Source organism: Pseudomonas sp. GW823-FHT03E05, from assembly GCF_058796855.1.
Genome location: NZ_JBXAJB010000001.1, coordinates 1,653,490 through 1,677,261 on the forward strand (window position 1 = coordinate 1,653,490; position 23,772 = coordinate 1,677,261).

Consider the following 23,772-nt stretch of genomic DNA (forward strand, 5'->3'; position numbering starts at 1 on the left):
TTCGCTGGGGAGCCAGCTCCTGCAGCGCGTGCCCCCCACATTCAGCAGTGGCAACAGTGCACCAGAACGCAAAAAGCCCTGCACCCGACGACAAGCCAGGTGCGCCTGGCTGCGCGTAGCTTAAGGCCGTGGGCGCAACAGCCGTCGCGCCCCACCCCGAGAACAACAAGAACTCAGGTGAGCCATGAGCACAGTAGATCCGATCACCCTCGCCGTGGTGCGAGGGGCGCTGGAAACCGCCCAGCGTGAAATGACCCTGACCCTGGAGAAAACCGGCCGCTCCAGCGTCTTCAACCTGGCCCACGACTACTCCAATGCCTTGTTCGACCACCTCCCGGAAATGGTCCTCCAGGGCCAGGACATCCCGATCCACCTCGGCTCGCTGATCCCGGCGATGAAATGCGTGGCCGGATTCTTCGGCGACGACATCCATGAAGGGGACGTGATCTACCACAACGACCCGGCCTACCAGGGCAGCCATATCCTCGACTGCTGCATGTACAAACCGGTGTTCTACCGGGGCGAGCTGGTGTTCTGGGCGGTGTGCAAGGGCCACCTCACCGACATCGGCGGCCCGGTGCCCGCCGGCTACAACCCGGACGCCAGGGAGATCTATGCCGAGGGCCTGCGGATTCCGCCGGTCAAGCTCTGGTCCCGGGGCCAGCGCCGCGAGGATGTGATCAACCTGCTGCTGACCAACATGCGCGCCCGGGTCTACCAGGAAGGCGACCTGAATGCCCAGTACGGCGCCTGCAGCGTCGGCGAGCGGCACCTGCTGCAACTCCTGGAGCGCTACGGCGTGGAACAGGTGCGCGCCTGCATCGGCGAGCTCAAGGACATGGCCGACCGGCACATGCGCGCCCTGCTGCGCGAGGTGCCGGATGGCCTCTACCACGGCAGCGCGGTGCTGGAGGATTCGGGCCACGGCCTGGGCCAGCTGACCATCACCGCCCAGGTGCAGATCAGCGGCGATCAGGCCCGGGTGCGCATCGACAGCCCGCCCCAGGTGCCCTACTTCATCAATTCCTACGCCGGCAACTCGGTGTCCGGGGTGTACCTGGGGCTGATGATGTTCGCCCAGGTGCCGCCGCCCTATAACGAGGGCCTGTACCGCTGCATCAGCGTCGACCTGGGGGAGCCCGGAACCCTGTGCAACGCCAGCGAACCCGCGCCCCACGTCAACAGCACCACCACCCCCATGGAAACCCTCGCCGACGCGGTGCGCCAGGCCCTGGAGCAGGCCGCGCCGGAACGGGTCACCGCGTCCTGGGGCCATGCCAGCGGGATCAACATCGCCGGCCACGACCCGCGCAACGACAACGCCGAATACGTGACCATGGTCCTGGCCTCGATCATCTCCGGGGCCGGGGCCAACCAGGCCATGGACGGCTGGCCGGCCTGCGGCCCGTTGTGCTGCTTTGGCGCGCTGATGTCCGGCGACATCGAACTGCTGGAATACGCCTACCCGATCCTCATCCACCGCTACAGCCTGATCACCGACAGCGGCGGCGCCGGGCAGTTTCGCGGCGGCTCGGGCACCTGCATCGAGATCGAACCCTTGCAGCACCCGATGACCGTGGTGGGTTTCGGCGAAGGCCGGCAACTGCCCACCGCCGGCGCCGCGGGGGCGCGCAACGGCCTGCTGGCGCCCAAGCTCGGGCGCCTGACCCATCGCCGTGCCGACGGCCAGGAACACACCTACCAGCACAACGCCCAGTTGACCGCACAACCCGGAGAGCGGGTGATCAACCTCAACCCCGGCGGTGGCGGCTATGGCGACCCCTTCCTGCGGCCCCTGGAGCGAGTGGCCGAAGACCTGCGCAATGGCCTGGTCTCCCTCGAAGGCGCGCGCCTGGACTACGGCGTGGTGTTCGACGCCGAGCAGCGCCTGGACCACGACGCCACCCGCGCCCTGCGCGCCCGCCCCTGAACCCACGGAGCATCCCCCCATGAGCAAACACTATCGCCTGGGCATCGACGCCGGCGGCACCTTCACCGATTTCATCCTCGCCGACCAGCTCGGCAACGTGCAGCTGTTCAAGGCCCCCTCGACCCCGCAGGACGGCACCCTGGCCATCCGCAACGGCCTGGCGCAGATGGCCGACGCCCTGGGGCGCAGCCCGGCGCAGATCATCGGCGACTGCGATCTGTGCATCAACGGCACCACCGTGGCCCTCAACGCCCTGATCGAGAAGACCGGGGCCAAGGTCGGCCTGCTGTGTACCGACGGCCACGAAGACAGCCTGGAAATCCGCCTGGGGCACAAGGAAGACGGCCACCGCTACGACGCCAGCTACCCCCAGGCCCACATGCTGGTGCCGCGCCACCTGCGCCGGCCCATCGGCGGGCGCATGCGCAGCGACGGCCAGGAGCACGCGCCCCTGGACGAAACGGCGATCCTGCGGGCCATCGAGTACTTTCGCGAGCAGGAGGTGCAGGCGGTGGCCATCTCCTTTGTCTGGTCGGTGCGCAACCCGGCCCACGAGCAGCGCGCCGCACAGCTGGTGCGCGCGGCCCTGCCCGGGGTCTTCGTCTGCACCGGCAATGAAGTGTTCCCGCAGATCCGTGAATACACCCGCACCTCCAGCACCGTGGTCAACGCCTACCTGAGCCCGGTGATGCAACGCTACGTGGAGCGCATCGACAGCCTGTTCGAAGAACTGGGCGCACAGCAGCCGACCCGCTACTTCCAGTCCAACGGCGGCCTGGCCCCCGGCGCGATCATGAGCACCCGGGCTGTCAATGCGATCAATTCCGGCCCGGCCTCGGCGCCCCAGGCCGGGCTGTGCGTGGCCCGGCCATTCGGCATCGACAACGTGATCACCGTGGACATGGGCGGCACCTCCTTCGACATCACCCTGAGCCAGGGTGGGCGCACCAACTTCAGCAAGGACAGCGACTTTCTGCGCTACCGCATCGGCGTGCCGATGATCCAGGTGGAAACCCTCGGCGCCGGTGGCGGCTCCATCGCCCACCTGGACCCCTTCGGCATGCTCCAGGTCGGCCCGCGCAGCGCCGGAGCCAACCCCGGGCCGGTGTGCTACGGCAAGGGCGGCAGCGAGCCGACGGTGACCGACGCCAACCTGGCGCTGGGCTACCTGGCGGACGGCGCCTTGCTCGGCGGCAGCATCCGCCTGTCACGCCAGGCGGCGCTGCAGGCCATCGCCAGCCGGATCGCCGAGCCCCTGGGCATCAGCATCGAGCGCGCGGCGCTGGGAATCATCACCCTGGTCAACCTGAACATGGTCAGCGGCATCCGCCGGGTATCGGTGGAGCGCGGCTACGATCCCCGCCAGTTCGCCCTGATCGGCGCCGGCGGCGCGGCGGGCATGCACGTGATCCGCCTGGCCGAGGAAATCGGCAGCCAGGTGGTGCTGATTCCCAAGGTGGCCTCGGGGCTGTGCGCCTTCGGGCAGATCCTCTCGGACATCCGCTACGACCAGCTGACCACCCTGCCCATGCGCCTGGACGACCAGCACGTGGACCTGGCGCTGCTCAACCGGACCCTGGCCCGGCTGCGCGAACAGGGCCTGGAGAACCTGCGCCAGGACGGCTTCAGCAACGGCAACCGGGTCGATACCCAGTACCACCTGGAAATCCGCTACCTGGGGCAGATCCACGAATGCAGCGTCGAGCTGGCCAGCAACGAGCTGGACCCGGCCGGCCTCGGCGCCCTGCGCGAGGCCTTCCACAGCCGGCACAAGGCGCTGTTCTCCTACAGCGAGCCGCAGAGCCCGATCGAGCTGGTGAACCTTGAATGCTCGGTGATCGCCAGGCTGCAGCACCCACCGATGCCGGAGTTGCCGATCCCCGAGCAGCAGGTGCCGGCAACGCCTCGGGAACAGCGCTCGATGCTGTTCGACGAAGCCGGCGGCTGGCAACCGACGCCGGTCTACCAGGGCGAACAGCTGCAGGCCGGGCAGACCCTCACCGGCCCCTGCGTGATCGAGGAAGCCACCACCAACATCGTGGTGCCGCCGGGCTGGCAGGCGACGCTCGCGCCCTCGGCCTGCTACCGGCTGACGCCTGCCGATTGACCGACCCGCGCTTTTGCCCAAAGATCACCGGCACCGTGGCTGACCACCCGGTGCTGTCCTGACTAAAAAACACAAGAAAGCAGGAGTGATGATGGTTCAGCAGCTATCCACCCGTTACTGGCCCGAGCACCAATGCCAGCCCCGCTGGGCCGAAGCCATTGGCAACGCCTACTTTCCCCTGTCCCTTGAATTCAGCAGCGACCGCCCCTTCCAGGGCAACCTGCGGATCTGGGAAACCCCCAGCAGTGCCCTGGCCCTGTCGCGCCTGCGTTCCAGCCGCCTGGGCTATTCCCGGAGCAAGGCCCAGGTCAGCAACGACACCCAGGCCTGCTACCTGGTGACCATTCCCCGGCGCCACGAGGTGCTGTTCGAACAGGACGGCCGCGAGCTGCATTGCCGCCCCGGCAGCTTCATCTTCGAGCGGGGCGATGCGCCCTACCGCTTCCGCTACGCCAGCGACAACGACCTCTGGGTGTTCAAGCTGCCGGAGCAGGCCCTGCACGGCCAGTTGCGCGGCGCCGAGCGCTACACCCGTTTCTGTTTCGATGCCCGGCGCGGCCTGGGGCGGATCTTCGCCGACCAGTTGGCCATGTGCGCCGCGCGCTTCGACGAATGCGCCCCGGCGGCGCGGCATATGCTGCTGGAACAGGCCCTGGCGACCCTGCTGCTGACCCTGCGCCAGGACGAACGGGTGCTCAGCAGTGAAAGCTCCAGCCTCGCCGCCCTGCACCTGCAACGCATCGAAAGCTACGTGGAGCAGCACCTGGGCTCGGCGGAGCTCAACCCCAGGCAGATCGCCAGCGCCTGTGGCATTTCCCTGCGCTATCTGCACAAGCTCTTTGCCGACAGCCCCTTCAGCCTGGGCGAATGGATTCGTCAGCAGCGCCTTTGCGCCGTGCACCGCCAACTGCGCGACGCCCACTGCCGCCTGTCGATCGGCGAGCTGGCCGCGCGCTGGGGGTTTGCCGACCAGGCCCAGTTCGCCCGGCACTTTCGCCAGCGGTTCGGCTGCACCGCCAGCGAAGTGCGCGCCGGCCAGGGCACTGTCGTACCGCGTCACTGAACGCCGGCCCCACTTGGCGGCGCCGGGGCATTTGCCACGGCTCGGGCATGAACACGCATTTGCCAGTAAACTCTCTGCCCTTTCGCCGCGGTCACCCTTATGTGCGGCCAAGCCTTTTGCATGCGGAGCCTGCCTTGCGTCTGTTTCACACCTCCGACTGGCACCTGGGCCAGAACCTCCACGGCCAGGAACGCGACTTCGAACACGCCTGTTTCCTGGAGTGGCTGCTGCGCCAGCTCAAGCACGAACAGCCCGATGTGCTGCTGATCGCCGGCGATATCTTCGACACAGTCAACCCGCCGGTCAGCGCCCAGGAGCGGCTCTACGACTTCATCGTCAGCGCCCACGAGCAGCAGCCGGCCCTGACCGTCGTGATGATCGCCGGCAACCACGACTCCGGCTCGCGCATCGAGCTGCCGGCGCCCCTGATGCGCCGCCTGCGCACCCACGCCCTGGGCCGGGTGCTGTGGCTGGACGACGGCCAGCTGGACGCCGAGCGCCTGCTGCTGCCGCTGCCCGACGCCAGCGGCCAGGTCGCCGCCTGGTGCCTGGCCCTGCCGTTCCTGCGGCCGGCGGAAGTCACCGGCCGCCAGCTGGGCGACGACTACCTCAAGGGCATTGCCCAGGTCCACGAATGGCTGATCGCCGCGGCCAACGCCAAGCGCCAGCCGGGCCAGGCCCTGGTCGCCGTCAGCCATGCGCACATGGCCGGCGGCTCGGTCTCGGAAGATTCCGAACGCAGCCTGATCATCGGCAACGCCGAGGCCCTGCCCGCCAGCCTGTTCGGCCCGGACATCAGCTACGTGGCCCTGGGCCACCTGCACAAGCCGCAGAAGGTCAACGGCGAGGAGCGCATCCGCTACAGCGGCTCGCCGATCCCGCTGTCGTTCTCCGAGATCGGCTATCAGCACCAGATCCTCGACGTGCGCCTGGACGGCGAGACCCTGGTCAGCGTCGAACCGCGGCTGATTCCCCGCGCGGTGAACCTGCAACGCCTGGGCCCGGCGCCCCTGGGGGAACTCCTGACCCAGCTCGGCGAGCTGCCGGACATCGACCTGTTGGCCGAGGAGCAGCGCCAGCCCTGGCTGGAAGTGCGGGTGCGCCTGGACGAGCCCCAGCCGGACCTGCGCCAGCAAGTGGAAAGCGCCCTGCAAGGCAAGGCCGTGCGCCTGGTGCGGATCGCCGCCGAATACGCCGGCAAGGGCGCAGGCGACGGTGAAGAGGCCAGTGCCGAGCTGATCGAGCTGGACCAGCTGACCCCCGAAGAACTGTTCCGCCGCGCCTGGCGCGACGCTTACGCCAACGAGGTGGACGAAGCCACCCTCAAGGATTTCGCCCTGCTGTTGCAGGACGTCCAGCAAGAAGGTGAACAGCCATGAAGATCCTGGCCATCCGCCTGAAGAACCTGGCCTCCCTGGCCGGCCCCTTCGAGATCGACTTCACCGCCGAGCCCCTGGCCAGCGCCGGGCTGTTCGCCATTACCGGGCCCACCGGCGCTGGCAAGAGCACCCTGCTGGATGCCCTGTGCCTGGCGCTGTTCGGCGCGGTGCCGCGGCTGAACAATATCGGCCGCGAGACCAAGGTCCCCGAGGTCGACAGCGAGATCCTCACCAGCGACCCGCGCACCCTGCTGCGCCGCGGCACCGGCAGCGGCTATGCCGAGGTGGATTTTGTCGGCATCGACGGCCGTCGCTACCGCGCCCGCTGGGAAACCAACCGCGCCCGCGACAAAGCCACCGGCAAGCTGCAAGGCAGCCGGCAGAACCTCACCGACCTTGACAGCGAACAGCTGCTGAGCAACCAGAGCAAGAGCGAATACAAGCAACTGATCGAGGCCCGCCTGGGGCTCAACTTCGAACAGTTCACCCGGGCGGTGATGCTGGCCCAGAGCGAGTTCAGCGCCTTTCTCAAGGCCGACGACAAGGAACGCAGCGAGCTGCTGGAAAAGCTCACCAACACTGCGGTCTACAGCCAGTTGGGGCGCCGCGCCTACAGCAAGAGCAAGGAGGCCGAAGACGCCCACAAGGAGCTCAAGGCCCAGGCCAGCGGCATCAGCCCGCTGGAGCCCGAGGCCCGGGCCGAGCTTGAACAGCAGTTGAGCCAGGCCCAGCAACAGCTCAAGGAGCAACAGGCCCAGCTCAGGCAGTTGGAAGCCCAGCACGTCTGGCTCAAGGAACTACGCCAGTGGCAGGAAGCCCGGCAGAGCGCCGCCGAACAACTGCAAGCGGCCGAACAGGACGCCCTGGCCCTGGCCCCGGAGCGCCTGCGCCTGCAACGCCTGGAACAACTGGCGCCGCAGCGGCACCAGTTCCTGCGCCAGGCAGAGCTGGGCGCCAGCCTGCTGCCGTTGCGCCAGCAGATCCAGCAGCAGGTCGAACAGCAAGGCGCCCTGCAACAACAGCAGGAACGCCTGCAACAGCAACTGCAGGACGCCGGCACGGCCCTGTCCCAGGCCCAGGAACAGCACAGCACCAGCGCCCCGTTGCTGCGCGAAGCCTTTGCCGAACAGGCCAACCTGGAGCGCCTGGGGCAGAGCCTGGCCCAGGCCGAGGCCCAACGCAGCCGCGCCGAGCAGGCCAGCACCGAGGGCCAGCAAGGCATCCAGCAACTGCTGGAAAAACAGCGCCTGGTGGGCGAACGCCTGGAGCGGATCGCCGGGCAACTGGCCCACAGCGTCGCCCTCGCCCCCTTGAGCGACGCCTGGAACGCCTACCGCGAACGCCTGCAACAGCTGATGCTGATCGGCAATCGCCTGCACCAGGGCCAGGCCGAACTGCCGGCCCTGGAACAGCGCGCCAGCAGCGCCGCCCAGCAACTGAGCGAGCAACGCACGCAGCTCGAACTGCTCTACAGCGAAGCCGGGGCCGAGCCCCAGGCGGTGGCCGAGCAGATCCAGTTGCTCGGCACCCTGCTCCAGGACAACCGCAAGCAGCAGCGCGCCGTCGAAGAGCTGGCCCGGCTCTGGGCCCAGCAACGCGAACTGGACCAGCGCGGCCAGGCCCTGCAGGACAGGCAGCAGGCGGTGGCCGCCCAGCGCGAGGAACTGAACAAGGTCGGCCTGCAGGCCAAGGCCGAGCTGGTGGTGGCCGAGCAGACCCTGAGCGTCACCCAGGCCCTGCTGGAGCGCCAGCGGCTGGCCCGCAGCGCCAGCGTCGAGGAATTGCGCGGGCAATTGCAGAGCGACCAGCCGTGCCCGGTGTGCGGCAGCGTCGAGCACCCCTACCACCAGCCTGAAGCCTTGCTGCAGAGCCTCGGGCGCCACGACGAGAACGAAGAAGCCAGCGCCCGCAAGACGGTGGACAGCCTCAAGGAACAGCTCAACGAACTGCGGGCCCAGGTCCAGGGGCTGATCGCCCAGCAGAAGGAATTCCTCCAGCAGCAGGAACAACTGGCGAGCCAGCAGCAGGCCCTGGCCCCAAGCCTGCAAGCCCACCCCTTGAGCGCCAGCCTCCTGGACCAGGACCCGCCCAAGCGCGACGCCTGGCTGCAACAGCAACTCGACCAGCTGCAGCAGAGCATCACCCAGGACGAAAACCGCCAGGGCGCCCTGCTGACCCTGCAAAAAGATGCCGCGCGCCTGCAAAACCAGCTGCAGGCGGCAATCGACGCCAGCCAGCAGGCCGCCCAGCACCTGGACAAGCAACAGCAGCAACTGAGCGCCGACCGCCAGCGCCTGGACGAGGAACTGGCCAGCTTCAGCCACCTGCTGCCGGCAGAGGTCCTCGACGGCCTGCGCCGCGACCCGGCCAGCACCTTCATGCAGCTCGACCAGCAGGTGCTGCAACGCATCGAGCAACTGCGCGAGCAGCAGGAAGAGGCCGAAGAACAGCAACAGCGCCAGCTGACCCTGGAAAAGGAACAGGACCGCCAGTTGACCCGCCAGCAGCAACTGGCCGAGGCCCAACAGCAGTTCGACACCCTGCACCAGCAGCAACAGGCCTGCCAGCACAGGCTCGCCGAACTGCTGGGCCAGCAACCCAGCGCCGAGCACTGGCAGCAGCACCTGGAGCAAGCCGTGGACCAGGCCCGCAGCGCCCAGGCCCTGGCCCAGCAACAGCAGCAGGCACTGCACCAGCAAGCGATCGAGTTGGGCGCCGAGCTCAAGGCCCGGGAAGAACGCCTGCAAGCCCTGGAAAGCGAACAACAGCAGCTGGCCGCCAGCATCGAGCAGTGGCGCGCCGGGCACCCGGAACTGGATGACGCCGGCCTGCAACAGTTGCTGGAGCTGGACGAAGAACAGGTGCAGCAACTGCGCCAGCGCCTGCAAGACAACGACAAGGCCATCGAGCAGGCCAAGGTCCTGCTGCAGGAACGCCAGCAGCGCCTGGAACAGCATCAGGCCCAGCACAACGGCAACCTGGAGACCGAACAACTGGCCCAGGCCCTGGAACAGCTGCAGCAACAGGCCCAGGCCAGCGAACAACAGGTGGCGGACCTGCGTGCACGGCAAAGCGAGGACCAGCGCCGCCAGGCCGCCAACCAGGCCCTCAACCAACGCCTTGAACAGGCCTACGCCCAGTGGCAGCGCTGGGCCCGGCTCAGCGCCCTGATCGGCTCGGCCGAAGGCGACAAGTTCCGCAAGATCGCCCAGGCCTACAACCTCGACCTGCTGGTGCACCACGCCAATGCCCAACTGCGCCAACTGGTGCGCCGCTACCGCCTCAAGCGCGGTGGCAGCATGCTCGGCCTGCTGGTGCTGGACACCGAAATGGGCGACGAACTGCGCTCGGTGCACTCGCTGTCCGGCGGCGAAACCTTCCTGGTGTCCCTGGCCCTGGCCCTGGGGCTGGCCTCCATGGCTTCCAGCACCCTGAAGATCGAATCGCTGTTCATCGACGAAGGCTTCGGCAGCCTCGACCCCGAGTCCCTGCAACTGGCCATGGATGCCCTCGACGGCCTGCAGGCCCAGGGCCGCAAGGTGGCGGTGATCTCCCACGTACAGGAAATGCACGAACGGATTCCGGTACAGATCAAGGTCAGCCGCCAGGGCAATGGCCTGAGCACCCTGGAGGTGAAATGAGCACGCTGCAAACGCCGGGGGCGACCCTCTACTCCTTTCGCCGCTGCCCCTACGCCATGCGTGCGCGGCTGGCCCTGCGCTATGCCGGGGTGCCAATGCGGATTGTCGAAGTCAGCCTCAAGGCCAAGCCGGCCGAGATGCTCGCGCTGTCGGCCAAGGGCACGGTGCCGGTGCTGGCACTGGAGGATCGGGTGATCGATGAAAGCCTGGAGATCATGCACTGGGCCCTGGCCCAGCATGACCCCGAGGATTGGCGGCTCACGGCGGACCCGACGGCCCAGGCGCAGATGGCGGCGCTGATTGCCGAGAATGACCAGGTGTTCAAGGTGCACCTCAATCGCTACAAGTACGCCGAGCGCTACCCCGAGGCGCCCATGGAGCACTACCGGGCCCAGGGCGAGGCGTTTCTGGCGCGCCTCGATAGCCTGTTGCAGCAGCGCCGCTATCTGCTGGCGGCGCATCCGAGCCTGGCGGACATGGCGCTGCTGCCGTTTGTTCGCCAGTTTGCCCATGTGGACCGGGAGTGGTTTGCCCAGACGCCTTATCGCTCCTTGCAGGAGTGGTTGCAGGAGCAACTCGAATCAGAGTTGTTCCTGGCAGTCATGGCCAAACAATAACCTTCACAAGATGCGCGCATCGGCAGCCTCAAATAGATTGAGCTGCCGAAATAACCGGCTTTCAGAATCTTCCTAAAGACTTCATCCGCAACTAATAACTAAACTAACCCGACACATCAAATTCATATCCAACACAGCAATTAGTTAAACGCCCAGTTACTACCCGCATGTAAGCAAGACAACTTCGACTCACGCCATTGCGCCCCGCCCGGCCCTAAACCCCAAGCCATCCGGGCGTCACACCCTCATCGCTGCGTAAACCAAGCCTTTACCTCGGCAGTAGCCTGTTCGCCCATAAAAAAATTCCATTACTCAGGCCGCTGTAATCATTTACTTTATCGCCAGGTTCATTACATTGAAATCGCCTTTTGCAACAGCCGCACTAACACTGATCTATGGAATGATTTATTCAGCACAGTCCTGTGCCGACATTACTATCGACCTGAGTTCTTTAGGCGTTGATGACTCCGTCGCCTACGGTGTATCGGCTGACGGCCGTTTCATCGTCGGCACTGAGTTCACGAGCGGCAATCAATATGCGTTCAAGTACAGCGATGCGACCGGCATGGTCAATCTGGGCACACTGGGTGGCAATCAATCCCATGCCAAGGCCGTATCCGCTGACGGCAAGGTGGTCGTGGGGTTCGCCGCCCTCTCCAGTAACCACACTCACGCCTTCAAGCACACCGATGCAACCGGCATGGTCGACCTGGGCACGTTGAGTGGAGAGGGGATGTCAGAGGCGACAGGCGTATCGGCTGACGGCGCGGTTGTCGTAGGCTATTCGTCTGCAACCAATAGCTACTATCGTGCGTTCAAACACACCGACGCGAAGGGCATGATCGATCTGGGCACCCTGAAGGCGGACAACAGCGGCGTCTCCTTTGCCACCGCCGTGTCCGCGAACGGCAGCATCGTCGTGGGATACGCGAATATCGACTCCAGCACAGGCCTGAAACACGCCTTCAAGCACACCGACGCGAGCGGCATGATCGATCTGGGCACCCTGGGAGGGCAGACCTCACTGGCATTCGGCATCTCCGCTGACGGCCATGTTGTCGTGGGAACGGCCCAGACAGCTACAGGCGACACTCAAGCGTTCAAACACTCTGACACCACCGGCATGGTCGGCCTGGGCTCATGGGGTGGCCCTTCCTTTGCTTATGGCGCTTCTGCCGACGGTCGCGTCGTCGTGGGTACAGCTGCGACGGCCACTGGCGATCCCCATGCATTCCGGCACACCGATGCCAGCGGCATGGTCGACCTGGGCACCCTGGGTGGTGGAACGTCATCGGCGACCGGCGTCTCCGCTGACGGCAATGTTGTCGTGGGTATCAGCATTACGGGCGAAGGTGCCACGCACGCCGCGCTATGGAAAATCACCGAAACAGGTTCCCACCTTGTCGACCTGGACAACACCCGCACCGCCATGGCCAAGAACGCCAATCGGGCCTGGGGGATGCTCGATTTGCGCAGCGAACAACTGGCTCGATTGATGAGCCAGGAATGCCAGATCGACAGTGGCTCGTTCTGTATCGGTGTGGGCCCAAGCTACAGCCGCAACAGCGTGGCCAGGCAGACCAGCATGAGCCTGACCTTGGGGGTTCGTCCCACCGAGCATCTGCGCCTTGGCGTCACCCTGGATCAGGACCTCGATCGGCAACTGCCGGACAACTACACCAAGGCAGGGTCGGCAGCACCGGCGGTCGCCCTCTTCGCCGCCGTTGATGAAACAGGCCACGGGCTGGGTTGGCAGGGCCGTGTGGCCGCAGCCTATGTGTCTTCCAAGGTCGACATCACACGCGAACAACTGGCTTACACCGAGGCCGGCCAAGGACGTTCGAGCCTGCGCGGCAAGTCCTTGAGCATCGAAGGCGCCTACGGCGTGATGCTCAATGCAATGACCCTGACGCCGTATCTGGGCCTCAGCCAGACTCAGGTCAGCCGCCAGGGCTATCGTGAAAACAGCGGCGCGGTGTTTGCAGCCAGCTACGCGAAAATGGGCCGCACGACCACCAGCCTGAACCTCGGTGTGCGGGGCGCCAAAAAGCTCACCCGGCAGCTGGAACTCAGTGCCAACCTGGAGCTGACCCAGGACCTGCGCAACAAGCGCGATGCCTTTCACGCCCAAATGGAGTACCTGGGGCGCTACACCTACCAGGCCGGAAAACAGCACGACGCTCGCCTGGGGGCCGGCACGGGAGTGAGCTATGCCCTGAACGAACACAGCGCCGTGCATACGGGCGTGTTCTGGGCGCAGCAACCAGGTGGCAGTGATGTGACCGGTATTCAGACAGCCTTCACTTATCAGTTCTGATAGCAGCCTGCCCCACCGGCCGGAGTTCGAGGCCGGCCGGGGATGCGGGTGCACGTTCGCCATTGGGCGGGCCCGGGAGCCAAGCACCATGCTAAGGTTTGGCCACTTCCACTCTCGCGAAAATGCCCATGTCCGTCGTCATCCGCACCCACCCCCGCTTGACCATCGGCGTCCTGATCGGCTGCGCCATTGGTCTGCTCGCTCCTGCCCAGAGCCTGACCGGCAAGATCCTCATTGGCTGGAACGCCGCTGTCTGGAGCTACCTGGCACTGATGTTCTGGCTCACCGTTCGGGCCCGGGCCGATGAGGTCAGGCGCATCGCCGAAGCCGAGGATGAAAACGCCGGCCTGGTGCTGTTGATCGTCTGTGTGGCGGCCATTGCCAGCCTGGTGGCGATCACCCTGGAGCTGGTGGGCAGCAAGGACCTGGACAGCACCCAGCGCCTGGTCCACTACGGCTTCACCGGGCTGACGGTGATCGGCTCGTGGCTGCTGGTGGGGGTGATCTTCAGCCTGCACTACGCGCGCCTTTACTACACCTGGGACGGCAAGGAACCGGCGCTGCGCTTTGCCGAAGGCCCGACCAACCCGGACTACTGGGACTTCCTGTATTTCTCCTTCACCATCGGCGTGGCGGTGCAAACCTCGGACGTCGGCGTGGCCACCCGCGAGCTGCGCAAGATCGTCCTCGCCCAATCGCTGATCGGCTTTCTGTTCAACACCGCGATCCTCGGTTTCTCGATCAATATCGCCGCCGGGCTGTTCAGTTGAGGCTGCACAAAACTTCTAGACCCCAGCCCTGGCACCGGCGTTAACTGCCAGGGTTGCCGCCACGCCCCACGGACCGCCCCATGACCACGCCCAACTGGATCGACCTGGCCCAGGATGCCGACACCGGCATCGAGACCCTGCGGGCCCATTTCACCGGCCACGCCTATGACCCGCACTGGCACGACAGCTACCTGGTGGGCGTCACCGAGCAAGGGGTGCAGCAGTTCAACTGCCGCCGGGCCCGGCACCAGAGCACGCCGGGCAAGGTGTTCCTGCTGGAACCGGGGGAAATCCACGACGGCGAGGCCCCCACCGAGGGCGGCTTTACCTACCGCATGCTGTACCTCGACCCGCAGTGGCTGGAGCGCGAACTGGGGGCGCTGTTCGCCGAGGCGCCGGCCAATGCCCAACTGGCATTCGGCAGTACCCTGGCCAGCGATCCGCGCCTGGCCCGGGCCACCAGCGCGGCCTTTCACAGCCTGCACCATGGCGAGTTGCGCATCGTCCGCCAGAGTGCCCTGGACCAGTTGCTGGAACAATTGACCGGGCACTTGCACTGGCGCCGGCGCTACACCCAGGACCCGCGCCTGCCGCTGGTGGCGCAACGGGCCCGGGACTACCTGCATGCACACCTGGCCCAGGACCTGAGCCTGGAAGCCCTGAGCCAGGCCTGCGGGGTCGACCGCTTTCGCCTCAGCCGCGCCTTCAAGGCCGCCTTCGGCCTGCCACCCCATGCCTACCTGGTGCAACTGCGCCTGAGCCGGGCACGCCGCCTGCTGGCCGGAGGCGCAGCGCCGGCCGAGGTCGCCACGGCCCTGGGCTTTGCCGACCAGAGCCACCTGGGGCGCTGGTTCATGCGTGCCTACGGGCTGAGCCCGGCGCTGTATCGCAAGCGCTGCACAAAGCTTCCAGACGCCTGAAAGCAACTGGGCCAGGATCAACTGCCGATCACTTCCCAAAGTTGCCCGCCATGCCCCTGTCTCTCTCGACCCTGCTGCCCTTTGTGCTGTTTGCCTTCGTCGCCTCCATCACCCCGGGGCCGACCAATATCCTGGTGCTGAACAACAGCGCCCGCCATGGCCTGCGGGCGGCGCCGCCGATCATCCTCGGCGCGGCGCTGGCCGCGGCCGGGATCGTGCTGCTGGTGGGCGCCGGCCTGGGCGACTGGCTCGCCGGCAGGCCCAAGGTGCAGCAGGCCATGCAGTGGCTCGGGCTGCTGTGGCTCAGCTACCTGGCCTGGCAGATCTGGCAGGCCCCGGCCAGCGCCCTGGATGCCAGTGCCGGGCAGCCGCGCCGCCTGGGGCTGGCCGGCGCCGCCGCGTTGCAACTGGTGAACCCCAAGACCTGGATGATGGCCCTGGCGGTGGTCAGCGTGTTCGCCGGTACCGAGGCCGACCGACAGTGGCGGGCGCTGTGGCTGTCCCTGGTGTTTTTCCTCATCGCCCTGCCGTGCCTGGGCGCCTGGGCACTGCTGGGGGCCGGTTCGGCGCGCTGGCTGCGCTCGCCGCGGGCGCTGCAGGCATTCAATCGGGGCATGGCCCTGCTGTTGCTGGCATCCACCTGGATGAGCCTGTGGGCCTGAGGTCGCCACAGTGCAACGGGCGGTCGCTCCAGTGCCTTTGGCTCGGCACCGGGGCGCTGTAGGGTGGCGCACACGGCGCAACAAGACGCCGCCCCGAACAAAAACCACTGCCCCACGAGAGCCTCCGATGAAAACACCGTTCAAGCGTTGTTTCCTGGCCTGTTGCGCCAGCGCCCTGCTGAGTGCCCCGACCTGGGCCGCCGAGCCCGCCGCCTGCAAGACCGTGCGCATGGGCGTGGTCAACTGGACCGACGTGATCGCCACCAGCGCCATGGCCGACGTGCTGCTCGGCGGCCTGGGCTACGACAGCAAGCAGACCAGCGCGGTGCAGCAGATCATCTTCGCCGGCATTCGCGACCGGCGCCTGGACATCTTCCTCGGCTACTGGAAACCGGCCATGGACCAGAACATCGCGCCCTTCCTGGCCGCCGGGCAGGTCAGGGTCATGGCCCAGCCCAGCCTGGCCGATGCCCAGGCGACCCTGGCAGTGCCGGACTACGTGGCGCAAGCGGGCCTGAAGACCTTCGCCGACATCGCCCGCTTCAAGGAGCAGCTGGGGGGCAAGATCTACGGCATCGAACCCGGCAGCGGCGCCAATACCACGATCAAGACCATGATCGACACCGACCATTTCGGCCTCAAGGGCTTCAAGCTGATCGAGTCCGGCGAGGCCGGGATGCTGGCAGCGGTGCAGCGGGCGATCAACCGCAAGGAGTTCGTGGTGTTCGTCGGCTGGACCCCGCACCCGATGAACATCAACCTGGCCATCACCTACCTCACCGGCAGCGAGGACGTGTACGGGCCCAACGAAGGCGCGGCCACGGTGTCCACGGTGACCGCCCCGGACTATGCCGAGCGCTGCCCCAACGTTGACCGGCTGCTGAAGAACCTGAGCTTCACCGCAGCCCAGGAAAGCCAGCTGATGGTGCCCATCATGCAGCGCCAATCGCCCCAGGAGGTGGCCCGGCAATGGTTGCGCGAGCATCCCGAGGACCTGCAGCGCTGGCTGGCGGGGGTGACCACCTTCGACGGCGGCGATGGCGTGGCAGCGGTCAAAGCGAGCCTGTAGCCACCCTCTGCAGGAACCGGCTTGCCGGCGCAGGCGGTCTCACGGGCCCTTCGCCGGCAAGCCGGCTCCCACCCTCCAGGACTGTCCATGAACCATTACCCGCTTTCTGCCGAGCTGGCGGCCTTTGTCCAGCGAACCCTGAGCTACACCAGCGTCGACAGCAGCTTCCAGGGCCTGCGCGACAGCTACGAGCGCATGTGCCGGGCCTTCACCCCGCCTCGCCCGGCCGGGCTGGCGGTACAGGAGCTGCAACTTTCCGGGGTGCCACTGCGCCTGTATCACCCCGAGCGCCCGGCTGCACCTTCGGGCTGGCCCTGGCTGTTGTACCTGCACGGCGGCGGCTGGGTGCTGGGGGGCCTGGACTCCCACGAGTTCATCACCGCCCGCTTGGCCAGCGAGCTGGGAATACTGGTGATCGCCGTGGACTACCGGCTGGCCCCGGAGCACCCGTTCCCCGCCGCCTTCGACGATTGCCTGGGGGTCTGGCGGGCCCTGGAACAAGGGCTGCTGCCCCTGCCACTGGACCCGCAGCGCCGGGTGCTGATGGGCGACAGCGCCGGCGGCAACCTGGCGGCGGCGCTGTGCCTGGCCCTGCGCGATGCCGGCGAACCCGGGCCGGCGGCCCAGGTGCTGGTCTACCCCGGCCTGGGTGGCGCCGCCAACCTGCCCTCGCGCAGCCAGTGCGCCGACGCGCCCTTGCTCAGCAGCAGCGACCTGGATTGTTTCCAGGCCCTGTACCTGCCCGGCCCGCAGCAGCGCTCGGCCTATGCCCGGCCGCTACTGGCGCAACAGTTCGCCGGCTTGCCCGCGGCCTTTATCGCCCTGGCACAGTTCGACCCGCTGCGCGATGACGGCGAGCGTTATCACCAGCACTTGCTCGCAGCCGGTGGGCAAAGCCAGCTGTACCCGGGCCTGGGGCTGGTGCACGGCTGCCTGCGTGCCAGGGGCCTGGCCCCTGAAGTGGACGCCCTGTACAGCGCCCTGCTGGCCTACCTGGAACAGCACCTGGGCCGCCCCTGAACGCGACCGTTGGTCAGCCACCGACCTGCGTGGATGCTATTTCCTGCCTCTGCACTATTGACGGCCGAAGCGCTTTTGCGGTTTCCTGAAACCGGTTTCAGCGCAACTGGAACCCATAATTCCAAAAACAAGGTCGTCGCCCGTGAATCAGTTTTCCGCCGCCCAGCGCAGCCGCGTCACCATGCTCGATGTCGCCCGCCGCGCCGGGGTCTCCAAGGCCAGCGTGTCGCGCTTTATCGGCGAGGACCGGGCCCTGCTCTCCGATGCCATTGCCCTGCGCATCGATCAGGCCATCAGCGAACTGGGCTACCGCCCGAACCAGATGGCCCGCGGCCTCAAGCGCGGGCGCACCCGCCTGATCGGCATGCTGGTGGCCGATATCCGCAACCCCTATTCGATTGCCGTGATGCATGGCGTGGAAACCGCCTGCCGCCAGCACGGCTACAGTCTGGTGGTGTGCAACACCGACCGCGACGACGAACAGGAAGCCAGGCACCTGGCCAACCTGCGGGCCTACAACATCGAAGGCCTGATCGTGAACACCCTGGGCCACCACCTGGAACAGTTGCAGCAATTGCAGGAAGAGATGCCCATGGTCCTGGTGGACCGCAAGCTCTCGCAGTTGCAGGCCGACCTGGTGGGCCTGGACAACCCGGCGGCGGTGCGCAGCGCCCTCGACCACCTGCAGCAGCAGGGCTATCGCGACCTGCTGCTGGTCAGCGAACCCCATGACGGCACCAGCTCGCGGCTGGAGCGCAGCGCCAGTTTCCAGGCCGAGATCGAGCGCCGTCCGGCCTTGCGCGGCCAACTGCTGGAAACCGGCAGCCACCTGACCAGCCAGTTGCAAGCCTTTCTCGCCGCCCCCGGCCCCGGGCCCAAGGCGCTGTTCTGCGCCAACGGCGTGGCGACCCTGGCCGCCACCCGTGCCCTGCGTGAGCTGGAGTGTCCGCTGTTCGAAGGCGTGGGCCTGATCGCCCTCGACGACCTGGACTGGTACCCCCTGGTGGGCAATGGCATCACGGCCCTGGCCCAGCCCACCGAAGCCATAGGCACCAGTGCCTTCGAATGCCTGCTCAAGCGCCTGCGGGGCGACGATGCCCCGGCGCGGGTGGTGGATTTTCCGGCGCAGTTGATCGTGCGCGGCTCCACCCGGTTGTAACAGTGGGGGCAAGACCCACCACTTTTTTCTCGAACAAAAATGAAACCGGTTTCAGAGGTCAGGAACATGCAGCAATCCCCCGTCTCCATCAGTTTGTCCAGCTACGGCGCAGACCTTGTGCGCGCACAAGGTCAGGCGCATTTCATTCCCCTGGTGGCCGCCGCCGGCGCGTCCTGCATCGAATGGCGCGAAGAACTGCTGACCCATGAGCAGCCCGCCGAGCTGGCCCGCAGCGCTGCGGAGCACGGCCTGGAAAGCGTGTTTTCCTCGCCCCTGGAGCTGTGGCAGGCCGAGCGCAGCGAGCCCAACCCGCAACTGAGCGCCACCTTGCAACGGGCCCGAGAGTTCGGCGCCAAGCGGCTCAAGGTGTCCCTCGGGCACTTTCGCGAACACCACGACCTGCGCAGCCTGGCCAGCCTGCTGTTTCGCCAGCCCCTGGCCCTGCTGGTGGAGAACGACCAGACCGCCCACGGCGGGCGCATCGAGCCGTTCCAGCGCTTTTTCAGCGCGGTAGAGGCGCTGAACCTGCCGCTGCGCATGACCTTCGACATCGGCAACTGGCAATGGCAGGAGCAATCGGCGCTCAACGCCGCGCGCCTGCTGGGCCGGCACGTGGCCTACGTGCACTGCAAGGCGGTGCGCCTGCGGGTCGACGGCAAGCTGGTGGCCATACCGCCCGGCGCCCCGGAGCTGCATCAATGGGAACAACTGCTGCGGCACATGACTCAAGGTATTACCCGGGCCGTGGAATACCCCTTGCAAGGCACCGACCTGCTGCAAGTGACCACCGAGCAGGTCAGCCTGCTGGCCCACCTTGGCCAATCGCGCCTGGAGCATGCAGATGCCTGATATCGATATCCTCTCGTTCGGCGAAACCATGGCGATGTTCGTTGCCGAACACGGCGGCGACCTGGCCCAGGTCCAGCACTTCCACAAGCGCATCGCCGGGGCCGACAGCAACGTGGCCATCGGCCTGGCACGCCTGGGCTTCAAGGTGGCCTGGCTGAGCCGGGTAGGCAACGACTCCCTGGGGCGCTTCGTGCTCGACACCCTGCGCGCCGAAGGCCTGGACTGCCGTTTCGTGCGCTGCGACCCGATCCATCCCACCGGCTTTCAGCTCAAGTCCCGGGAAGACGGCGGCGACGACCCGCGGGTCGAGTATTTCCGCCGCGGTTCGGCGGCCAGCCACCTGGCCATAGGCGACCTCGACCCGGCCCTGCTGCGGGCCCGCCACTTGCATGCCACCGGCATTCCCCCGGCGCTCTCGGACTCGGCCCGGGAGCTGTCCGGCCACCTGATGCACACCCAGCGCAGCGCCGGGCACAGCGTGTCGTTCGACCCCAACCTGCGCCCCGCCCTGTGGCCCAGCGAAGCGCTGATGATCCGCGAGATCAACCGCCTGGCGGCGCTGGCCCATTGGGTACTGCCGGGGCTCGCCGAAGGCCGCCTGCTCACCGGCCGCGACGACCCGGCGGACATCGCCGCCTTCTACCTGGACCAGGGCGCCGAAGCCGTGGTGATCAAGCTCGGCGCCCACGGCGCCTACTACCGCACCCAGCTGGATGCCGGCTTCGTCGAGGGCGTGCCGGTGGCCCAGGTGGTGGACACCGTAGGCGCCGGCGACGGCTTTGCCGTGGGCCTGATCAGCGCCCTGCTGGAAAGCCGCGGCATCCTCGAAGCGGTGCAGCGGGCCAACTGGATCGGCAGCCGCGCGGTGCAGAGCCGTGGCGATATGGAAGGCCTGCCCCTGCGCCACGAACTACCGGAGCACACACCCAGCCTGAAAACCGCCAGCGCCCTGTAGGCGCTGGCTTGCCAGCGAAGACGCCCGCCCGGCGACACATGCCTCAAGGGCCCCTTCGCCGGCCAGCCGGCTCCTGCAGTGACCGAACACCACGAACCACCTGCTGCGACAAAAACAACAAGCTCAGGAGAACTTTCATGGACACGCTCAAACTCGCCACCCGCCGCTGGTGGTACATCATGCCCATCGTCTTCATCACCTACAGCCTGGCCTACCTGGACCGCGCCAACTACGGTTTCGCCGCGGCCTCGGGCATGGCCGACGACCTGCAGATCACCCCCGGCCTGTCCTCGCTGCTGGGGGCGCTGTTCTTCCTCGGCTATTTCTTCTTCCAGGTGCCCGGGGCGATCTACGCGCAAAAGCGCAGCGTGAAGAAGCTGATCTTCGTCAGCCTGATCCTCTGGGGCGGCCTGGCCACCCTCACCGGGATAGTCGCCAACGCCTACATGCTGATCGGCATCCGCTTCCTGCTGGGGGTGGTAGAGGCCGCGGTGATGCCGGCGATGCTGGTGTACCTGTGCCACTGGTTCACCCGCGCCGAACGCTCCCGGGCCAACACCTTCCTGATCCTCGGCAACCCGGTGACCATGCTCTGGATGTCGGTGGTCTCCGGCTACCTGGTGCAGCACTTCAGCTGGCGCTGGATGTTCATCATCGAAGGCCTGCCGGCGGTGATCTGGGCCTTTATCTGGTGGCGCCTGGCCGATGACCGGCCCAGCCAGGCGCAGTGGCTGAGCCAGGACGAAAAACGCGACCTGGAAAGTGCCCTGGCCGCCGAACAGCAAGGGATCAAGGCAGTGAAGAACTACGCCGAGGCGTTCCGCTCGCCCAGGGTGATCATCCTCGCCCTGCAATTCTTCTGCTGGAGCATCGGGGTCTACGGCTTTGTCCTGTGGCTGCCGTCGATCCTCAAGCACGGCGCGCAGATGGACATGGTGGAAGCCGGCTGGCTCTCGGCGCTGCCTTACCTGGCGGCGGTGATCGCCATGCTGGCGGTGTCCTGGGGCTCGGACCGCACCCAGAAGCGCAAGCGCTTCGTCTGGCCGCCGCTGCTGGTGGCGGCCATCGCTTTCTACGGTTCCTACCTGCTGGGGGCCGAGCACTTCTGGTGGTCCTACAGCCTGCTGGTGATCGCCGGGGCCTGCATGTACGCGCCCTACGGGCCGTTCTTCGCCATCGTCCCGGAGATCCTTCCGGCCAACGTCGCCGGTGGCGCCATGGCCCTGATCAACAGCATGGGCGCCCTGGGCTCTTTCGGCGGTTCCTACCTGGTGGGCTACCTGAACAGCGCCACCGGCTCCCCCGGCGCCTCCTACCTGCTGATGAGCGGCGCGCTGCTGCTCTCGGTACTGCTGACCCTGTTGCTCAAACCCGGTGCCGACCAGCCGCAGGCCAAGGCCCTGCCCCTGCGCCGGCGCCTGGCCCACCCTTGAAACGGTCTAGAGAACCCCATGAAAAAACACCTGGTGCTGTACAAGAAACTCTCCCCAACGCTGATGGCCCGCCTGCAGGAGCAGGCGCAGGTGACCCTGATCGAAACACTCGACGCGGCGGGGCTGAATGCCCTGCGCCAGGCGCTGCCGAGCGCCGACGGGCTGCTGGGCGCCAGCCTGCGCCTGGACGCCGAACTGCTGGACCTGGCGCCCCGGTTGCGGGCGGTGGCCAGCGTTTCGGTGGGGGTCGACAACTATGACATCGACTACCTGACCCAGCGCCGCATCCTGCTCAGCAACACCCCCGACGTGCTCACCGAGACCACCGCCGACACCGGCTTCGCGCTGATCCTGGCGACCGCCCGGCGGGTGGTGGAACTGGCCAACCTGGTGCGCGCCGGGCAATGGCAGCGCAACATCGGGCCGGCGCACTTTGGCACGGATGTCCACGGCAAGACCCTGGGCATCATCGGCATGGGGCGCATCGGCGAAGCCTTGGCCCAGCGCGGGCATTTCGGCTTCGGCATGCCGCTGATCTACCACAGCACCCGGCCCAAGCCCGCGGTGGAGCAACGCTTCAATGCCCAGTACCGAAGCCTGGAGCAACTGCTTGAGGAAGCCGACTTCATCTGCCTGACCCTGCCCCTGACCGAACGCACCCAGGGCCTGATCGGCGCCCGGGAGTTCGCCCTGATGCGCCCCGAAAGCATCTTCATCAATATTTCCCGGGGCAAGGTGGTGGATGAAGCGGCGCTGATAGAAGCCCTGCAACAACGGCGGATTCGCGGCGCCGGGCTGGACGTCTTCGAACGCGAGCCGCTGGACCACGACTCCCCGCTGCTGCAACTGCCCAACGTCGTGGCCACCCCGCACATCGGCTCGGCCACCCACGAAACCCGCGAAGCCATGGCCCGCTGCGCAGTGGACAACCTGCTGGCGGCCCTGGCCGGCCAGCGCCCACCGAACCTGGTCAACCCCGCGGCGTGGACCAGCCCGCGCCCCTAACGGCCAGCCCGCGCAGCGCCCCCGAAGAACTCCCTATCGCCGGGAATGCTCGTGTAGGAGCTGGCTTGCCAGCGAAGGCGGCCGCAAGAGCAGCACACGGCTCAAGGGCCTGTTCGCCGGCAAGCCGGCTCCTACGGAGGAAGGCGTATCGGCGGTGGGGATTTCAGGCCGGCAAGGGGTACAGGGCTTCATCGAACTGGTCCAGGCGCGGGAAAACCAGGGGCTGGTCGTCCGCCAGGTGCTGCAGGCGCTGGCGGTAGCTGTGCAGGAAGGCTTCACGAGCCTCCTGGCTGATGTAGGGCACGTGCCAGGCCACGAAGGGTTCCAGCACGTCATAGCCGACATAGGCCAAAGTGCCGCGCAGCAGCGGGCGCAGCATGTCTTGCAGCGGGCCGTGAATCGCGCCTTCGCCGAACATGTGCTCGCGCCCGCCCAGGGTCAGGGTCACCAGGGCTTTCTTGCCCGCCAGCCCGCCCTGGTCATAGAACCGCTTGCCGCCATAACACACCCCCGACACCAGCACCCGGTCGATCCAGCCCTTGAGCATGGCCGGCACCGAGAACCAGAACACCGGGAAGTTGAGGATCAACAGGTCGGCCCACAGCAGCTTGTCCAGCTCGGCCTGGATATCCGCGGCAATGCTCTGGTTCTTCACCCCCAGGCGCTGTTCCAGGGCATACACCAGGTAATCCGGGTTGTCCCGGGAGGCAAAATCCGCGGCGCTGGCCACCGGGTTCCAGTTCATGGCGTACAGGTCGCTGACCTGCACCTGGTGCCCCTGGGCCTCCAGGGTGCTGCGGGCCTGGTCACGCAAGGCGGCGGTGAAGGACTGCGGTTCGGGGTGGGCGTGGACGATCAACACATTCATGAAGCTTC

18 protein-coding genes are annotated in these 23,772 nt (G+C 66.9%); 17 read left to right on the forward strand and 1 reads right to left on the reverse strand.

The genetic code is table 11. The features are described 5' to 3' along the window. Nucleotides 1-184 precede the first annotated feature (184 nt). From capB to AC1RCO_RS07215, 17 genes are all read left to right on the forward strand, one after another. Nucleotides 185-1,930, forward strand: coding sequence for a caprolactamase subunit beta (gene capB, locus AC1RCO_RS07135; protein WP_011061027.1), 1,746 nt, complete (start codon nucleotides 185-187; stop codon nucleotides 1,928-1,930). 19 nt (nucleotides 1,931-1,949) lie between these two features. Continuing rightward, on the forward strand, nucleotides 1,950-4,037 hold the full coding sequence (gene capA / locus AC1RCO_RS07140) for a caprolactamase subunit alpha (protein WP_169891769.1): 2,088 nt from the start codon (nucleotides 1,950-1,952) through the stop codon (nucleotides 4,035-4,037). Between the two features lie 91 nt (nucleotides 4,038-4,128). Then, a complete protein-coding gene (locus tag AC1RCO_RS07145; RefSeq protein ID WP_077934014.1) occupies nucleotides 4,129-5,100 on the forward strand; it encodes an AraC-like ligand-binding domain-containing protein in 972 nt (323 codons plus the stop codon). A 134-nt stretch (nucleotides 5,101-5,234) separates the two neighbouring features. After that, the gene (locus AC1RCO_RS07150; protein WP_011061024.1) at nucleotides 5,235-6,479 is read left to right on the forward strand and encodes an exonuclease SbcCD subunit D C-terminal domain-containing protein; all 1,245 of its coding nucleotides are present in this window, start codon (nucleotides 5,235-5,237) and stop codon (nucleotides 6,477-6,479) included. Then, nucleotides 6,476-10,120 (forward strand): AAA family ATPase, encoded by a 3,645-nt coding sequence (locus AC1RCO_RS07155; RefSeq protein WP_492617577.1) that lies wholly within the window; start codon nucleotides 6,476-6,478, stop codon nucleotides 10,118-10,120. The genes AC1RCO_RS07150 and AC1RCO_RS07155 overlap by 4 nt, the downstream gene beginning before the upstream one ends. Beyond that, a complete protein-coding gene (locus tag AC1RCO_RS07160; RefSeq protein WP_072450555.1) occupies nucleotides 10,117-10,737 on the forward strand; it encodes a glutathione S-transferase in 621 nt (206 codons plus the stop codon). The genes AC1RCO_RS07155 and AC1RCO_RS07160 overlap by 4 nt, the downstream gene beginning before the upstream one ends. Nucleotides 10,738-11,137: 400 nt before the next feature. Next, nucleotides 11,138-13,054, forward strand: a complete 1,917-nt coding sequence (locus tag AC1RCO_RS07165) for an HAF repeat-containing protein (protein WP_492617578.1) — start codon at nucleotides 11,138-11,140, stop codon at nucleotides 13,052-13,054. Between the two features lie 128 nt (nucleotides 13,055-13,182). Further along, nucleotides 13,183-13,824 carry a DUF1345 domain-containing protein gene (locus AC1RCO_RS07170; protein WP_065363903.1) on the forward strand — a complete coding sequence of 214 codons (642 nt, stop codon included), beginning with the start codon at nucleotides 13,183-13,185 and terminating at the stop codon, nucleotides 13,822-13,824. An 80-nt stretch (nucleotides 13,825-13,904) separates the two neighbouring features. Further along, nucleotides 13,905-14,744 carry an AraC family ligand binding domain-containing protein gene (locus AC1RCO_RS07175; protein ID WP_492617579.1) on the forward strand — a complete coding sequence of 280 codons (840 nt, stop codon included), beginning with the start codon at nucleotides 13,905-13,907 and terminating at the stop codon, nucleotides 14,742-14,744. A gap of 50 nt (nucleotides 14,745-14,794) precedes the next feature. After that, nucleotides 14,795-15,406 (forward strand): LysE family translocator, encoded by a 612-nt coding sequence (locus AC1RCO_RS07180; protein WP_325985975.1) that lies wholly within the window; start codon nucleotides 14,795-14,797, stop codon nucleotides 15,404-15,406. A 127-nt stretch (nucleotides 15,407-15,533) separates the two neighbouring features. Beyond that, on the forward strand, nucleotides 15,534-16,475 hold the full coding sequence (locus tag AC1RCO_RS07185; RefSeq protein WP_492617580.1) for a choline ABC transporter substrate-binding protein: 942 nt from the start codon (nucleotides 15,534-15,536) through the stop codon (nucleotides 16,473-16,475). Between the two features lie 87 nt (nucleotides 16,476-16,562). Next, nucleotides 16,563-17,495, forward strand: a complete 933-nt coding sequence (locus AC1RCO_RS07190) for an alpha/beta hydrolase (protein ID WP_072442069.1) — start codon at nucleotides 16,563-16,565, stop codon at nucleotides 17,493-17,495. A gap of 142 nt (nucleotides 17,496-17,637) precedes the next feature. After that, on the forward strand, nucleotides 17,638-18,654 hold the full coding sequence (locus tag AC1RCO_RS07195) for a LacI family DNA-binding transcriptional regulator (RefSeq protein ID WP_047336608.1): 1,017 nt from the start codon (nucleotides 17,638-17,640) through the stop codon (nucleotides 18,652-18,654). A 66-nt stretch (nucleotides 18,655-18,720) separates the two neighbouring features. Next, nucleotides 18,721-19,503: a sugar phosphate isomerase/epimerase family protein gene (locus tag AC1RCO_RS07200; protein ID WP_072442074.1), complete on the forward strand. Its 783-nt coding sequence runs from the start codon at nucleotides 18,721-18,723 to the stop codon at nucleotides 19,501-19,503. Then, nucleotides 19,496-20,458 (forward strand): sugar kinase, encoded by a 963-nt coding sequence (locus tag AC1RCO_RS07205; protein ID WP_072442076.1) that lies wholly within the window; start codon nucleotides 19,496-19,498, stop codon nucleotides 20,456-20,458. The genes AC1RCO_RS07200 and AC1RCO_RS07205 overlap by 8 nt, the downstream gene beginning before the upstream one ends. Before the next feature lie 137 nt (nucleotides 20,459-20,595). Then, nucleotides 20,596-21,891, forward strand: coding sequence for an MFS transporter (locus AC1RCO_RS07210; protein ID WP_053158148.1), 1,296 nt, complete (start codon nucleotides 20,596-20,598; stop codon nucleotides 21,889-21,891). Nucleotides 21,892-21,909: 18 nt separating this feature from the next. Then, nucleotides 21,910-22,896, forward strand: coding sequence for a 2-hydroxyacid dehydrogenase (locus AC1RCO_RS07215; RefSeq protein WP_011061011.1), 987 nt, complete (start codon nucleotides 21,910-21,912; stop codon nucleotides 22,894-22,896). A 163-nt stretch (nucleotides 22,897-23,059) separates the two neighbouring features. Here AC1RCO_RS07215 and AC1RCO_RS07220 read toward each other — a convergent pair whose 3' ends face one another. Further along, nucleotides 23,060-23,764, reverse strand: a complete 705-nt coding sequence (locus tag AC1RCO_RS07220) for an NAD(P)H-dependent oxidoreductase (protein WP_169891783.1) — start codon at nucleotides 23,762-23,764, stop codon at nucleotides 23,060-23,062. Between the last annotated feature and the right edge of the window lie 8 nt (nucleotides 23,765-23,772).

Excerpts from the sequence above, each read along its gene's own strand:
- capB (WP_011061027.1), top strand. The coding sequence starts at position 185 with ATGAGCACAGTAGATCCGATCACCCTCGCCGTGGTGCGAGGGGCGCTG.
- capA (WP_169891769.1), top strand. The coding sequence starts at position 1,950 with ATGAGCAAACACTATCGCCTGGGCATCGACGCCGGCGGCACCTTCACC.
- AC1RCO_RS07145 (WP_077934014.1), top strand. The coding sequence starts at position 4,129 with ATGGTTCAGCAGCTATCCACCCGTTACTGGCCCGAGCACCAATGCCAG.
- AC1RCO_RS07155 (WP_492617577.1), top strand. The coding sequence starts at position 6,476 with ATGAAGATCCTGGCCATCCGCCTGAAGAACCTGGCCTCCCTGGCCGGC.
- AC1RCO_RS07160 (WP_072450555.1), top strand. The coding sequence starts at position 10,117 with ATGAGCACGCTGCAAACGCCGGGGGCGACCCTCTACTCCTTTCGCCGC.
- AC1RCO_RS07165 (WP_492617578.1), top strand. The coding sequence starts at position 11,138 with ATGATTTATTCAGCACAGTCCTGTGCCGACATTACTATCGACCTGAGT.
- AC1RCO_RS07170 (WP_065363903.1), top strand. The coding sequence starts at position 13,183 with ATGTCCGTCGTCATCCGCACCCACCCCCGCTTGACCATCGGCGTCCTG.
- AC1RCO_RS07175 (WP_492617579.1), top strand. The coding sequence starts at position 13,905 with ATGACCACGCCCAACTGGATCGACCTGGCCCAGGATGCCGACACCGGC.
- AC1RCO_RS07180 (WP_325985975.1), top strand. The coding sequence starts at position 14,795 with ATGCCCCTGTCTCTCTCGACCCTGCTGCCCTTTGTGCTGTTTGCCTTC.
- AC1RCO_RS07185 (WP_492617580.1), top strand. The coding sequence starts at position 15,534 with ATGAAAACACCGTTCAAGCGTTGTTTCCTGGCCTGTTGCGCCAGCGCC.
- AC1RCO_RS07190 (WP_072442069.1), top strand. The coding sequence starts at position 16,563 with ATGAACCATTACCCGCTTTCTGCCGAGCTGGCGGCCTTTGTCCAGCGA.
- AC1RCO_RS07200 (WP_072442074.1), top strand. The coding sequence starts at position 18,721 with ATGCAGCAATCCCCCGTCTCCATCAGTTTGTCCAGCTACGGCGCAGAC.
- AC1RCO_RS07205 (WP_072442076.1), top strand. The coding sequence starts at position 19,496 with ATGCCTGATATCGATATCCTCTCGTTCGGCGAAACCATGGCGATGTTC.
- AC1RCO_RS07210 (WP_053158148.1), top strand. The coding sequence starts at position 20,596 with ATGGACACGCTCAAACTCGCCACCCGCCGCTGGTGGTACATCATGCCC.
- AC1RCO_RS07215 (WP_011061011.1), top strand. The coding sequence starts at position 21,910 with ATGAAAAAACACCTGGTGCTGTACAAGAAACTCTCCCCAACGCTGATG.
- AC1RCO_RS07220 (WP_169891783.1), bottom strand. The coding sequence starts at position 23,764 with ATGAATGTGTTGATCGTCCACGCCCACCCCGAACCGCAGTCCTTCACC.